At 70.3% G+C, this 13,225-nt stretch carries 11 protein-coding genes; 1 reads left to right on the top strand and 10 read right to left on the bottom strand.

The genetic code is table 11. From position 1 onward, the window contains the following. Positions 1 to 224 precede the first annotated feature (224 nt). Positions 225 to 1,940, top strand: a complete 1,716-nt coding sequence (locus ACH5AR_RS25375) for an ABC transporter family substrate-binding protein (protein WP_396303800.1) — start codon at positions 225 to 227, stop codon at positions 1,938 to 1,940. 9 nt (positions 1,941 to 1,949) lie between these two features. Here the strand turns inward: ACH5AR_RS25375 and ACH5AR_RS25370 are convergent, their stop codons facing one another. The 10 genes from ACH5AR_RS25370 to ACH5AR_RS25325 all read right to left on the bottom strand — a co-directional run bounded on the left by ACH5AR_RS25370 (position 1,950) and on the right by ACH5AR_RS25325 (position 13,109). Further along, positions 1,950 to 2,999, bottom strand: coding sequence for an ABC transporter ATP-binding protein (locus ACH5AR_RS25370; protein ID WP_396303799.1), 1,050 nt, complete (start codon positions 2,997 to 2,999; stop codon positions 1,950 to 1,952). A gap of 153 nt (positions 3,000 to 3,152) precedes the next feature. Beyond that, complete coding sequence (locus ACH5AR_RS25365; protein ID WP_396303798.1) at positions 3,153 to 4,280, bottom strand: ABC transporter ATP-binding protein; 1,128 nt, start codon at positions 4,278 to 4,280, stop codon at positions 3,153 to 3,155. Further along, positions 4,270 to 5,322, bottom strand: a complete 1,053-nt coding sequence (locus ACH5AR_RS25360) for an ABC transporter ATP-binding protein (RefSeq protein WP_396303797.1) — start codon at positions 5,320 to 5,322, stop codon at positions 4,270 to 4,272. Before ACH5AR_RS25360 ends, ACH5AR_RS25365 begins: the two co-directional genes overlap by 11 nt. Before the next feature lie 15 nt (positions 5,323 to 5,337). Then, positions 5,338 to 6,252, bottom strand: a complete 915-nt coding sequence (locus tag ACH5AR_RS25355) for an ABC transporter permease (RefSeq protein ID WP_396303912.1) — start codon at positions 6,250 to 6,252, stop codon at positions 5,338 to 5,340. Positions 6,253 to 6,328: 76 nt separating this feature from the next. Continuing rightward, positions 6,329 to 7,255, bottom strand: a complete 927-nt coding sequence (locus tag ACH5AR_RS25350) for an ABC transporter permease (protein WP_396303796.1) — start codon at positions 7,253 to 7,255, stop codon at positions 6,329 to 6,331. 102 nt (positions 7,256 to 7,357) lie between these two features. Beyond that, on the bottom strand, positions 7,358 to 8,986 hold the full coding sequence (locus ACH5AR_RS25345; protein WP_396303795.1) for an ABC transporter substrate-binding protein: 1,629 nt from the start codon (positions 8,984 to 8,986) through the stop codon (positions 7,358 to 7,360). Positions 8,987 to 9,173: 187 nt separating this feature from the next. Then, positions 9,174 to 10,190, bottom strand: a complete 1,017-nt coding sequence (locus ACH5AR_RS25340) for an ABC transporter ATP-binding protein (RefSeq protein WP_396303794.1) — start codon at positions 10,188 to 10,190, stop codon at positions 9,174 to 9,176. Next, complete coding sequence (locus ACH5AR_RS25335; RefSeq protein WP_396303793.1) at positions 10,183 to 11,232, bottom strand: ABC transporter ATP-binding protein; 1,050 nt, start codon at positions 11,230 to 11,232, stop codon at positions 10,183 to 10,185. Before ACH5AR_RS25335 ends, ACH5AR_RS25340 begins: the two co-directional genes overlap by 8 nt. 19 nt (positions 11,233 to 11,251) lie before the next feature. Continuing rightward, complete coding sequence (locus ACH5AR_RS25330; protein ID WP_396303792.1) at positions 11,252 to 12,190, bottom strand: ABC transporter permease; 939 nt, start codon at positions 12,188 to 12,190, stop codon at positions 11,252 to 11,254. Continuing rightward, the gene (locus tag ACH5AR_RS25325; protein ID WP_396303791.1) at positions 12,183 to 13,109 is read right to left on the bottom strand and encodes an ABC transporter permease; all 927 of its coding nucleotides are present in this window, start codon (positions 13,107 to 13,109) and stop codon (positions 12,183 to 12,185) included. Before ACH5AR_RS25325 ends, ACH5AR_RS25330 begins: the two co-directional genes overlap by 8 nt. Positions 13,110 to 13,225: the final 116 nt, after the last annotated feature.

Genomic DNA, 13,225 nt, shown 5'->3' with positions numbered 1-13,225 from the left:
GCGCCCCCCGGGTGGACCCAACACCCCCCCCACAGCGACCGTCCCGAAATCTCGCGGGGCCGCGGGGGGGGGGGGCCCCCGGGGGGGGGGGCGCGGGGGGGCCCCCCCCCCCGCGCCCACGGGGGGCGGGCCCGCATCCGGGCCCGCCCCTCGACAACGCCCCCTCCCGGTCAGCAAGATGTGACGCCACACCATCCGCCACATCCACCCCGGGGAGCACGCCGATGCACCGCCGCCTCCGGCACCACGGGACGGCCCTGCTCGCCGGCCTCACCGCCCTCACCCTCTCGCTGGCGCTCTGCTCCTGCACCTCCGGCCGGGGCGCCGCCGGCGACGCGGCACCGTCCGGCCCCGCCTCGCCCAAGCTCACCGCGATCGACACCAACCCGCAGGACCGCTCCCGGCTGCGCCAGGGCGGCACCCTGAACCTGGCGATCGCCCAGTTCTCCCGCCAGTGGTCGCCGATCCACACCGACGGCAGCGAGTCCTCGACCGTCATGGTCAGCAAGCCGCTGCTGCCGACCTTCTTCCGCTCGGACGCGGCCGGCACCCAGACGCCCAACCCGGCCTACCTGGAGGAGGCCCACTCCGACCTCAGGGACGGCCGGCAGGTCGTCACCTGGACGCTCAACCCGAAGGCCCACTGGTCCGACGGCACCCCGATCACCTGGCGCGACATCGAGGCCGACTGGCGCGCCCTGAACGGGAAGGACCCGGCCTACAAGTCCTCCAGCAGTACCGGCTTCGAGCTGGTCTCCGCCGTCGAGCGCGGCAAGGACGACTTCCAGGCCGTGATGACCTTCGACCGCCCGTTCTCCGAGTGGCAGTCGATGTTCAACAGCGCCGGCAACGCCCCGCTGCTGCCCGCCAGCCGGATCTCCACCCCGGAACTGTTCAACACCGCCTACCTGGACGGGTTCCCGGTCACCGCCGGCCCGTTCAGGGTCGAGCAGATGGACCGCGCCGCCCAGACCGTCACCCTGGTCGCCGACCCCTCCTGGTGGGGCGACAAGCCCGTGCTGGACCGGATCGTCTTCCACGCGATGCTGCCCGACGCGATGCCCGCCGCCTTCGCCCAGGGCCGGATCGACCTCGTCAACAACGGCCCGGACGTGGCCGGTTACCGGGTCATCAGGAGCACCAAGGGCGCCGTGGTGCGCCGGGCCGGCGGACCGGACTTCCGCCAGCTCACCCTGAACGCCCGCACCCCCGCGCTCAGCGACCCGACGGTGCGCCAGGCCGTCTTCCAGGCGATCAACCGGGACGCGGTGATCCGCGCCGACCTCAACGGCCTGGACTGGCCCGCCGTGCCGCTCAACAACCACCTGTTGGTCACCAACCAGAACGGCTACCGCGACAACTCCCTCGGCCTGTCCCGCTACGACCCCGCCGAGGCCGCCCGCAAGCTGGACGCGGCGGGCTGGCGGCTGGACGGCGACGTCCGGCGCAAGGACGGCCGCGAGCTGAACCTGCGGATGGTCGTCCCGGCCGGCGTCACCCCGGCCCAGACCGAGGCCGCCAGCGCCACCAGGATGCTCAACGACGTCGGCATCAAGGTCACCACGGTGACGGCCCCCGCCAACGAGTTCTTCGACCGGTACGTCAACCGCAACGACTTCGACATCGCCGCCTACTCGCTGCTCGGCACGCCCTTCCCGGCCAGCGGCAACCGCGCCAACTTCGTGCAGAGCGGGGGCGGCAACCACGTCGGCGCGGGCAGCCCGGCGGTGGACGCCGCGCTCGACCGGGCCGCCGCCGCGGCCGACGCGGGCGCCGCCACCGAGGCGATCAACCAGGCGGACGGCGAGCTCTGGAAGGTGGCCGGCGTGCTGCCGCTCTACCAGCGCCCGCAGCTGTACGGGGCCCGCGCCGACCTCGCGAACATCGGTGCGCAGGGCCTGTCCGACATCGTCTGGGAGGACGTCGGCTTCGTGAAGTAGCCGGCCGGCTCAGCCGTGCAGCGTCTCGCGCCAGTAGTGGCAGGCGCTGCGCCGGCCCGCCGCCTCCGCCCCGTGCCCGTCGGTCACCGGTGTCAGGGCCGGGGCCTCGGTACGGCAGCGGTCCTGCGCCCGGTCGCAGCGCGGGTGGAAGGCGCACCCCTCCGGGAGGGCCAGCAGGTTGGGCGGCAGGCCCCTGATCGCGTGCAGGTCCTGGCCCTTCTGGGCCAGGCGGGGGATGGAGTCCAGCAGGCCCCTGGTGTACGGGTGCGCGGGCCGGGCGTACAGCTCGTGCACCGGCGCCGTCTCCACGATCCGGCCGGCGTACATCACCGCGATCTTGTCCGCGACGTCCGCGACCACGCCCAGGTCGTGGGTGATCAGGATCAGGCCCATGTTGTACTCGGCCTGGAGCTCGGCGAGCAGGTCCATCACCTGCGCCTGCACCGTCACGTCCAGCGCCGTGGTCGGCTCGTCCGCGATGATCAGGTCCGGCTCCAGCGCCAGCGCCATCGCGATCATGATCCGCTGCCGCATCCCGCCCGAGAACTGGTGCGGGTAGTCGTTCACCCGCTGCCGGGCGGCCGGGATCCGCACCCGCTCCATCAGCTCGACGGCCTTCTCCCGCGCCTCCTTGCGCGACACCCCCCGGTGCGCCCGGAACATCTCCCCCAGCTGGTACCCCACCGTGAGCACCGGGTTCAGCGCCGACAGCGCGTCCTGGAAGATCATCGCGATGTGCCCGCCCCGGACGGACCGCCGGGCGCCCTCGCCCATGGTCAGCAGGTCCTCGCCGCGGAACAGGATCCGCCCCGCGGTGATCCGCCCCGGCGGCATGTCCAGGATGCCCATGACCGCCTGCGCCGTCACCGACTTGCCCGAGCCGGACTCCCCCAGCACCGCCAGCGTCTCCCCCGCCGCAACGGAGTAGCTCACCCCGTTGACGGCCCGGGCCACCCCGTCCCGGGTGTGGAACTCCACGTGCAGGTCGTCGACCTCCAGCAGCGGCGTCCCGGGCTCCACCGTCCCCCGGCCGCCGCCGATCACCTCCACCGCGTCCATCAGAGCAGCCCTCCCCGGTGCCACCGCGACCCCTCCGGGGCGCAGAGCAACTATCAGGGAACGGACGGCAGTTGGCGAGCCCGCGGCAGATCTCGTTTCCGTCACGGGAAAGGGCGCGCCCCGCCCGCGGGGACGCGCCCTGGTCGGCGGCCCTCAGCCGCCGCCCGGCCCCGCCGCTCCCGGCCCCGCCGCTCCCGCCTGCCCGGCCCCACGCTCCGCCGCGAAGTGGCACGCCGAGTCGTGCCGCGCCGCCCCGCCCAGCCAGGACGGCGCGGCCAGCAGCGGCTCCTCCACCTCGCAGCGGTGCTGCGCCTTCCAGCAGCGGGTGCGGAAGCGGCAGCCGGACGGCGGGTTGGCCGGCGAGGGCACGTCGCCGGTGAGCACGATCCGGTCCCGCGACTCGCGCGCCGTCGGGTCCGGCACCGGCACCGCGGAGAGCAGCGCCTGGGTGTACGGGTGCGTCGCGTGGTCGTAGATCTCCGTGTCGCTGCCGATCTCGACCACCTTCCCCAGGTACATCACCCCGACCCGGTCGGAGATGTGCCGGACGATGGAGAGGTCGTGCGCGATGAACATGTACGACAGGTTGAACTCGCCCTGCAGCTGCTCCAGCAGGTTGATCACCTGCGCCTGCACCGAGACGTCCAGCGCCGAGACCGGCTCGTCGCAGATGATGATCTCCGGCTTGAGCGCCAGCCCCCGGGCGATGCCGATGCGCTGGCGCTGGCCGCCGGAGAACTGGTGCGGGTACCGGTTGATGTACTCCGGGTTCAGACCCACGACGTCCAGCAGGTCCTGGACGGCCTTGCGGCGGTCGCCCTTGGGCGCCACCTCGGGGTGGATCTCGAACGGCTCGCCGATGATGTCGCCGACCGTCATGCGCGGGTTGAGCGAGGTGTACGGGTCCTGGAACACCATCTGGATGTTCCGGCGGACGGCCTTCAGCCCCGCCCCGGACAGCCGGGAGATCTCCTCCCCCTTGTAGCGGACCGACCCCGAGGTGGCCGGCTCCAGGTTCATCAGCACCTTGGCCAGCGTGGACTTCCCGCAGCCGGACTCGCCGACGACGCCGAGCGTCTCGCCCTGCATCAGGTCGAAGGAGACGCCGTCGACCGCCTTCACCGCGCCGACCTGCCGCTTCAGCAGGACGCCCCTGGTGAGCGGGAAGTGCTTGACCAGCTCCCGGACTTCGAGGATCGGCTCGCCGCGCGGCACCTCCTGCGCGAGGACGACCTCCTCCGGCAGCGCCGCGCCCAGCGCGGTGGCTCCGTCAGCGGTCATGGAGGGTCTCCTTCCAGAAGAAGCAGGCGCTGCCGCGCCCCTCCAACGGCGTCCCGTCCTCCTCGGCGACCGGGAACAGCTCCGGCACCTCGGCCCGGCAGACGTCCCGGGCGCGCGGGCAGCGCGGGTTGAACGCGCAGCCCCTGGGGATGCGCAGCAGGTTGGGCGGCAGGCCCTTGATGGCGTAGAGCTCCTGGCCCTTCTGGTCCAGGCGGGGGATGGAGTCCAGCAGGCCCCTGGTGTACGGGTGCGCGGGCCGGGCGTACAGCTCGTGCACCGGCGCCGTCTCCACGATCCGGCCCGCGTACATCACCGCGATCTTGTCCGCGACGTCCGCGACCACGCCCAGGTCGTGGGTGATCAGGATCAGGCCCATGTTGTACTCGGCCTGGAGCTCGGCGAGCAGGTCCATCACCTGCGCCTGCACCGTCACGTCCAGCGCCGTGGTCGGCTCGTCCGCGATGATCAGGTCCGGCTCCAGCGCCAGCGCCATCGCGATCATGATCCGCTGCCGCATCCCGCCCGAGAACTGGTGCGGGTAGTCGTTCACCCGCTGCCGGGCGGCCGGGATCCGCACCCGCTCCATCAGCTCGACGGCCTTCTCCCGCGCCTCCTTGCGCGACACCCCCCGGTGCGCCCGGAACATCTCCCCCAGCTGGTACCCCACCGTGAGCACCGGGTTCAGCGCCGACAGCGCGTCCTGGAAGATCATCGCGATCTTCCGGCCGCGGATCCGCCGCCGCTCCTCCCTGCTCATCCTGAGCATGTCCTGGCCCCGGTAGAGGATCTCGCCGCGGGGGATCCGGGCCGGCGGCATGTCCAGGATGCCCATGACCGCCTGCGCCGTCACCGACTTGCCCGAGCCGGACTCCCCCAGCACCGCCAGCGTCTCCCCCGCCGCGACGGAGTAGTTGACGCCGTTCACGGCCCTGGCCACCCCGTCCCGGGTGACGAACTCGACGTGCAGGTCCCGGACGTCGAGCAGCGGCCCCTGGTACGGCGCCTTCCGCTCGGCCCCGGCGGTGTTCACCGCTGTACTCACGATGCGCTCCCTCGCTCAGCGAAGCTTCGGATCGAGGGCGTCGCGCACCGCGTCGCCCAGCATGATGAAGGCCAGCACGGTGACCGAGAGCGCCGCGGCCGGGAAGAACAGCACGTACGGCGCCGTCCGGATCACCTTCTGGGCGGAGGAGATGTCGATGCCCCAGGAGATGGTCGGGTCCTGCAGGCCGATGCCGAGGAAGCTCAGCGTGGCCTCGGTGGCGATGTAGCCGCCGAGCGCGATCGTCGCCACCACGATCACCGGCGCGATCGCGTTCGGCAGGATGTGCCGGAACATCAGCCGGGTCGTCCCGGCGCCGAGCGCCCGGCCGGCCGTCACGAAGTCGGACTGCTTGACGGTCAGCACCGCCCCGCGCATCACGCGGGCGATCTGGGTCCAGCCGAGCACGCCCAGCGCGATGACCACGCTCCACACCGTGCGGGTGGCGAAGGCGTTCAGCAGCACCAGCGCGCCGAGCAGCAGCGGGATGCCGAAGAAGATGTCGGTGATCCGGGAGAGCACCGCGTCGATCCAGCCGCCGAAGTAGCCGGCCACCATCCCGGTGAGCCCGCCGAGCACGGTGACGGCGGCGGTGACGAAGATGCCGACGGTGATCGAGGCCCGGGCCCCGTACACCACCCGGGCGAAGATGGACCGGCCCTGGGCGTCGTAGCCGAACCAGCCGGCCCCGAAGACGTCGCCCCAGTCCGGGCGCCTGAGGTAGTTGTTCACCAGGTCGGCCTTGCGCGGGTCCGCCGAGGTGAACGCGTACGGGAAGACCGCCATCACCACCAGCAGCAGGATCAGCACCGCCGAGAGCAGGAAGATCGGCCGCCGGCGCAGGTCCCGCCAGGCGTCGGCCCACAGGCTGCGGGCCTGCTCCCGCTTCTCCGGGTCGGGTTCGACCAGAGTCTGCTGCCCGACCGCCATGCCCTGTTCGCCCGCGTAGTCGAGGTGCGAGACCCCCGGCTTGGGGCGCGGCTCGTACGAGTCCTCGTCGTGGATGTCAGGCATAGCGGATCCTCGGGTCCAGGACCGCGTAGAGCAGGTCGACGAGCAGGCTGGCGACCAGGTAGACGATCACCAGGACGGTCACGATGCCGACCACGGTGGGGCCCTCCTTCTGGTTGATCGCCCGGTACAGGACGTTGCCGATGCCCTGCACGTTGAAGACGCCCTCGGTGACGATCGCCCCGCCCATCAGCGCACCGAGGTCGGTGCCGAGGAAGGTGACCACCGGGATCAGCGAGTTGCGCAGCAGGTGGCGGGAGATGACGGTGCGCCGGGGCAGGCCCTTGGCGACCGCGGTGCGGATGTAGTCGGCCCGCAGGTTCTCGCCGATCGACGTCCGGGTGAGGCGGGCGACGTACGCGAGCGAGAGCGAGCCCAGGACGATCGCCGGCAGCACCAGCTGGGTCAGGTCGTAGCTGTCCTGCACCGTCGGGGTGACCCAGCCCAGGTTGGTGGCGAACACCGTCTGCGCGATGTAGGCCAGCACGAAGACCGGGATCGAGATCACCACCAGGGTCAGGATCAGCACCAGGGTGTCCTCGACGCTGCCGCGCCGCAGCCCGGAGAGCATGCCGAGGGCCAGGCCCGCGACCATCTCGAAGACGAAGGCCATCAGGGCCAGCCGGATGGTCACCGGGAAGGCGTCCGCCATGATGTCGGTGACCGGCCGGCCGGTGAAGCTGGTGCCGAAGTCCCCCTGGAAGAGGTTCCCCATGTAGTGCAGGTACTGCTTCCAGAGCGGCTGGTCCAGGTAGTACGTGTGCTTGATGTTGGCGACCACGGCCGGGTCGGCGGCCTTCTCGCCGAACAGCGCCGCGACCGGGTCGCCGGGCAGCGTGTAGACCATCAGGAAGATCAGCAGTGTGGCGCCGAAGAACACCGGGATCATCTGCAGCACCCGCCGCAGCACGTAACTGCCCATCCGAGCCTCCTTCCGAGGGGGTCGAGAGACCGAGGGGGTCGAGAGACCGCGCCCCGCCCTCCGTGCGGGGAGGGCGGGGCCGGCGCGGGGGATCGCGGAGGATCAGCCCTTGACCTCGACCTGGGTCCAGGCCGGGTTCCCGAAGGAGTCGAACTTCACGTTCTGCACCTTGTTGGAGTAGCCGGAGTTGGTGCGGTAGTACCAGAGCGGGATGGCGGGCATCCCGCTCGGCAGCACCGCCTCGGCCTGCTGGTAGCCGCTCACCGTGTCGGCCACGCTGGCGGCCTCGTCGGCCTTGGTGGCCGCGTCGTCGAACTTCGCGTCGCTGTAGCCGAAGTCGTTGGAGGCGGCGCCGGTGCGGTACACGTCGGCCAGGAAGTTGGCGTTCAGCGGGTAGTCCTGCACCCAGCCGGTGCGGAAGGCGCCGTTGATCGTGTGCCCGGTGATCGCGGCCCGCGCGGTCTTGAAGTCGGGCTTCGGGTCCCCCAGGCAGTCGACCCCGGTGTTCTGCCGGATCGAGTTGCAGACCGCGTCGACCCACTCCTTGTGGCCGCCGTCCGCGTTGTAGGTGACCAGCAGCTTGTTGCCGGGGACGCCGCCGCCCTCCTGGATCAGCTGCTTGGCCTTCGCCGGGTTGAACGTGCAGGCGTCGCCGCACGCGCCGTCCTTGTAGCCCTCCACGCCCTCGGCCACCCAGGCGGTGGCGGGCTTGCGGGAGCCCTGGAGCACCGTCTTGGTGATGGTGTCGCGGTCGATCGCCATCGACAGGCCCTGGCGCACCTTGGCCTTGTCCGGCGAGGACCAGTCGCCCTGGTAGAGCGTGAAGCCGATGTTCTGGATGGCGCCCTGCGGGGCGTCGACCGCGCGGTCCCCGAGGTCGTTCTTGTAGGTGGCCAGCGCGGACGGCGGCACCTGGTCCATCACGTCCAGGTTGTTGGACTGGAGGTCGGCGTAGGCGGCCTCGGACGTCGTGTACATCTTGAAGACGATGCCGCCGTTCTTCGGCTTGTCCACGCCCTGGTAGTCGGGGAAGGCCTTGGTGACCACCTGGCTGTTGTGGGACCAGCTGACGAACTGGTACGGGCCGTTGCCCACCGGCTTCTGCCCGTACCCGGCCGGGTCCTTGAAGAAGCCCTCGGGCAGCGGCGAGAAGGCGATGTAGCCGAGCTTGTACTCGAAGTACGAGACCTTGTGGCTCAGCTTGACGGTGAAGTGCAGGTCGTCGGTGACGGTCAGTCCGGACATCTTGTCCGTGGTGGCCTGGCCGGAGGCCGGGTGGACGTCCTGGTAGCCCTCGATGTCGGAGAACCACGAGCTGTTGATCTGGTTGTTGGCCGGGTTGGCGCCCCAGTTCCAGGCGTCGACGAAGTTCTGGGCGTGCACCGGGGTGCCGTCGTGGAACTTCCAGCCGTCCTTCAGGGTGACGTTGAAGGTCTGCGAGTCGCTGGTCTCGATCTTGTCGGCGACCTGCATCCGGATCTTGGCATTGCTCGGGTCGTAGTCGACCAACCCCTTGAACAGGTTCTGGATGATGCGACCGCCGCCGACCTCGTTCGCGTTGGCGGGCTGCAGGGGGTTCTGCGGCTCGTTGCTCTGGTAGCTGAAGGACTTGCCGGTGTCCGACGAACCGCTGCTGCCTCCTCCGCCGCTACTGCTGCTGCACCCGGTGGCCACCAGGGCCACGGACGTCGCAGCGGCGAGGACCCAACGAGCGCGGGCGGCTACGGGCATGGAGGTCCCTCCTCAGGGTGTGTGTCGCATCACACCCCATGAGAAGCGCACCCCGGTGACGGCGCGAGTCAGGTGCACCCGGACGGGTGCGGTGACCCGCCGCCGAGTTGACGCGGCGACGGGCCGGCGGACACGCGGAAGGGCCCGCGGCGCGAACGCCGCGGGCCCTTCCGGGGACCACCGGGGATCAGGCCGCGGCCTGCTCCCGGACCGCCGGGAAGTGGCAGGCCGACTCGTGCGCGGCCGGGCCCTCCAGCAGCGAGGGGACCGCGAGCAGCGGGATCTCCTGGGAGCAGCGCTCCTCCGCCTTCCAGCAGCGGGTGCGGAAGCGGCAGCCGGACGGCGGGTTGGCCGGCGAGGGGATGTCGCCGGTGAGCACGATCCGGTCCCGCGACTCGCGCGCCGTCGGGTCCGGCACCGGCACCGCGGAGAGCAGCGCCTGGGTGTAGGGGTGCGTCGCGTTCTCGTAGATCTCCTCGTCCGAGCCGATCTCGACCATCTTGCCCAGGTACATCACGCCGACGCGGTCGGAGATGTGCCGGACGATGGAGAGGTCGTGCGCGATGAACATGTAGGAGAGGCCGAACTCGCCCTGCAGCTGCTCCAGCAGGTTGATCACCTGCGCCTGGACGGACACGTCCAGCGCCGAGACCGGCTCGTCGCAGATGATGATCTCCGGCTTGAGCGCGAGGCCGCGGGCGATGCCGATGCGCTGGCGCTGGCCGCCGGAGAACTGGTGCGGGTACCGGTTGATGTACTCCGGGTTCAGACCCACGACGTCCAGCAGGTCCTGGACGGCCTTGCGGCGGTCGCCCTTGGGCGCCACCTCGGGGTGGATCTCGAACGGCTCGCCGATGATGTCGCCGACCGTCATGCGCGGGTTGAGCGAGGTGTACGGGTCCTGGAACACCATCTGGATGTTCCGGCGGACGGCCTTCAGGGCGGCGCCCTGGAGCTTGGAGATGTCCTCGCCCTTGAACAGCACCTGGCCGGAGGTGGCCCGCTCCAGGTTCATCAGCACCTTGGCCAGCGTGGACTTGCCACAGCCGGACTCGCCGACGATGCCGAGGGTCTCGCCCTTCGCCAGCTCGAAGGAGACGCCGTCGACCGCCTTGACCGCGCCGACCTGCTTCTTGAACAGGATGCCCTGGGTCAGCGGGTAGTGCTTGACCAGGTCCTTGACCTCCAGGATGTTCTCAGCCATGGAGGGTCTCCTTCCAGAGGTGGCACGCGCTGCGGCGGCCGGCGAGCTCCTTGCCGTCCTTGTCCGTCACGTGGTGCAGCGCCGGGGTCTCGGTGCGGCACAGGTCGGTGGCGACGTCGCAGCGGGGGTTGAACGCGCAGCCCGTCGGGACCTTCAGCAGGTTCGGCGGCAGGCCCTTGATGGCGTACAGGTCCTGGCCCTTCTGGTCCAGGCGCGGGATGGAGCGGAGCAGGCCCTTGGTGTACGGGTGCGCGGGCTTCGCGTACAGGTCGTGCACGGGGGCGGTCTCCACGATCCGGCCCGCGTACATCACGGCGATCTTGTCCGCGACGTCGGCGACCACGCCGAGGTCGTGGGTGATCAGGATCAGGCCCATGTTGTACTCGGCCTGGAGCTCGGCGAGCAGGTCCATCACCTGGGCCTGGACGGTCACGTCCAGGGCGGTGGTGGGCTCGTCGGCGATGATCAGGTCGGGCTGGAGGGACAGCGCCATGGCGATCATGATGCGCTGGCGCATGCCGCCGGAGAACTGGTGCGGGTAGTCGTCCACCCGCTGCCGGGCGGCGGGGATGCGCACCCGGTCCATCAGCTCGATGGCCTTCTCCTTCGCCTCCTTCTTGGAGGCGCCCTGGTGCACCCGGAACATCTCGCCGAGCTGGTAGCCGACGCTGAGCACCGGGTTCAGGGCGGACAGCGCGTCCTGGAAGATCATCGCGATCTTCCGGCCGCGGATCCGCCGCCGCTCCTCGCCGCTCATGGTGAGCATGTCCTGGCCGCGGTACAGGATCTGGCCCTGGGTCACCTTGCCCGGGGGCATGTCCAGGATGCCCATGATGGTCTGCGCCGTCACGGACTTGCCGGAGCCGGACTCGCCGAGCACGGCGAGCGTCTCGCCGGCCGCGACGGAGTAGTTGACGCCGTTCACGGCCTTGGCGATGCCGTCCCGGGTGTGGAACTCCACGTGGAGGTCCTTCACCTCCAGGAGAGGAGTGCCAACTTCGAGACGTTCGTTCTTCTGGTTGTTCTCGATCACGGTGGTCATCGGGTCGTCACCTCTTCTCTCAGCGGAGCTTCGGGTCGAGGGCGTCGCGCACCGCGTCGCCGAGCATGATGAACGCCAGCACGGTAAGGCTCAGCATTCCGGCGGGGAAGAACAGCGCGAACGGCGCCGTCCGGATCACCTTCTGGGCCGAGTTGATGTCGATGCCCCAGGAGATGGTCGGGTCCTGCAGACCGATGCCGAGGAAGCTCAGCGTCGCCTCGGTGGCGATGTAGCCGCCCAGGGCGATGGTGGCGACGACGATCACCGGGGCGATCGCGTTCGGCAGGATGTGCTTGAGCATGATCCGGCCGGTGCCGGCGCCGAGCGCCCTGGCGGCCGTCACGAAGTCGGACTGCTTGACCGTGATCACCGAACCGCGCATGACACGGGTCATCTGGGTCCAGCCCAGGGCGACCAGCGCGAAGACCACGCTCCACACGGTGCGCGAGGTGAAGGCGTTCAGGATCACCAGCGAGCCGAGCAGCAGCGGGATGCCGAAGAAGATGTCGGTGACGCGGGAGATGATCGTGTCGACCCAGCCGCCGAAGTAGCCGGCGACCATGCCGGCGATGCCGCCGAGGATGGTCACGCCCAGCGTGACGCAGATGCCGACCACGACCGAGGCGCGGGCGCCGTAGATGACGCGGGCGTAGATGCTGCGGCCCTGGAGGTCGTAACCGAACCAGTCCGGCTGGAACAGGTGGCTGTAGTTCGGCTTCGACAGGTAGTGGTTGCGCAGGTCGCCGGCGCGCGGGTCCACCGAGGTGAACAGCCCCGGGGCGATCGCGATGACGATCAGCAGCAGGATGAGCAGCGCGGAGATCACGAAGATCGGCTTGCGGCGCAGGTCGTGCCAGGCGTCGGAGCCGAGGCTGCGGGCCTTCTCCGGCTTGGGGGCCGCGTCGGCGGCCGGGGCCGGGACCGTCGCGGCCGTCTTCTTCTCGGTCAGGTCAGGCATAACGGATCCTCGGGTCCAGGACCGCGTAAAGCAGGTCGACGATCAGGCCGGCGGCCAGGTACACGATCACCAGGAAGGCCACGAAGCCGGAGACCGTCGAGCCCTCCTTCAGGTTGATCGCGTGGAAGAGCGCGTTGCCGACACCCTTGACGTTGAAGATGCCCTCGGTGACGATCGCGCCGCCCATCAGGGCGCCGAGGTCGGTGCCGAGGAAGGTGACCACCGGGATCAGCGAGTTGCGCAGCAGGTGGGTGCCGATCACCTTGCGCCGCGGCAGGCCCTTGGCCACCGCGGTGCGGACGTAGTCCGCCTTGATGTTCTCGGCTATGGAGGTGCGGGTGAGGCGCGCGACGTAGGCCAGCGAGAGCGAGCCGAGCACGATGGCCGGCAGCACCAGCTGGGTGATGTCGTTGCTGTCCTGGACGGTCGGGGTGACCCACTTCAGGTCGTCGGCGAAGACCGTCTGGAAGATGAAGCCGAGCACCGGGACCGGGATCGAGATCAGCAGCAGGGTCATGACCAGGGCGCCCTTGTCGAACGCCTTGCCGCGGCGCAGACCGGCGAACAGGCCGATGCCGACGCCGAGCACGATCTCGATGGCGAAGGCCAGCAGCGCCAGCCGGACCGTGACCGGCAGGGCCTCGGTGATCACGTCGAGCACCGGGCGTCCGGCCAGGGTGGTTCCGAAGTCCGCCGTGAACAGGCCCCCCATGTAGTCGAGGTACTGCTGGAACAGCGGCTTGTCGAATCCCATCTGGTGCTTCAGGGCGGCAACCTGGGCCGGGTCCGGCGCCTTGTCACCCCACATCGCGGCCACCGGGTCACCCGGCAGCGCGTGCACCATCATAAAGATGAGCAAGGTCGTTCCGAAGAAGACCGGGATCATCTGGAGCAGTCGCCTCGCGACAAAGCGCCCCATCGTGCCTCCATGTATGGCTCTGCCGGGCCCGTCAACCCGGCAAGAGATAAGTCGGCGTGCCAACGGCCGGTGCCAGTCCTCGCCCTTGTGGGGATGGACGGGCACCGGCCGTTGTC

This window comes from Kitasatospora sp. NPDC018619 (assembly GCF_044391605.1).
Taxonomy (GTDB): Bacteria; Actinomycetota; Actinomycetes; order Streptomycetales; family Streptomycetaceae; genus Kitasatospora.
This window is presented reverse-complemented; position numbering and strand designations above follow the sequence as displayed.

Coding starts and splice junctions, on each gene's coding strand:
- ACH5AR_RS25375 (WP_396303800.1), top strand. CDS start 225: ATGCACCGCCGCCTCCGGCACCACGGGACGGCCCTGCTCGCCGGCCTC.
- ACH5AR_RS25365 (WP_396303798.1), bottom strand. CDS start 4,280: ATGACCGCTGACGGAGCCACCGCGCTGGGCGCGGCGCTGCCGGAGGAG.
- ACH5AR_RS25370 (WP_396303799.1), bottom strand. CDS start 2,999: ATGGACGCGGTGGAGGTGATCGGCGGCGGCCGGGGGACGGTGGAGCCC.
- ACH5AR_RS25330 (WP_396303792.1), bottom strand. CDS start 12,190: ATGCCTGACCTGACCGAGAAGAAGACGGCCGCGACGGTCCCGGCCCCG.
- ACH5AR_RS25335 (WP_396303793.1), bottom strand. CDS start 11,232: ATGACCACCGTGATCGAGAACAACCAGAAGAACGAACGTCTCGAAGTT.
- ACH5AR_RS25340 (WP_396303794.1), bottom strand. CDS start 10,190: ATGGCTGAGAACATCCTGGAGGTCAAGGACCTGGTCAAGCACTACCCG.
- ACH5AR_RS25350 (WP_396303796.1), bottom strand. CDS start 7,255: ATGGGCAGTTACGTGCTGCGGCGGGTGCTGCAGATGATCCCGGTGTTC.
- ACH5AR_RS25345 (WP_396303795.1), bottom strand. CDS start 8,986: ATGCCCGTAGCCGCCCGCGCTCGTTGGGTCCTCGCCGCTGCGACGTCC.
- ACH5AR_RS25325 (WP_396303791.1), bottom strand. CDS start 13,109: ATGGGGCGCTTTGTCGCGAGGCGACTGCTCCAGATGATCCCGGTCTTC.
- ACH5AR_RS25355 (WP_396303912.1), bottom strand. CDS start 6,252: ATGGCGGTCGGGCAGCAGACTCTGGTCGAACCCGACCCGGAGAAGCGG.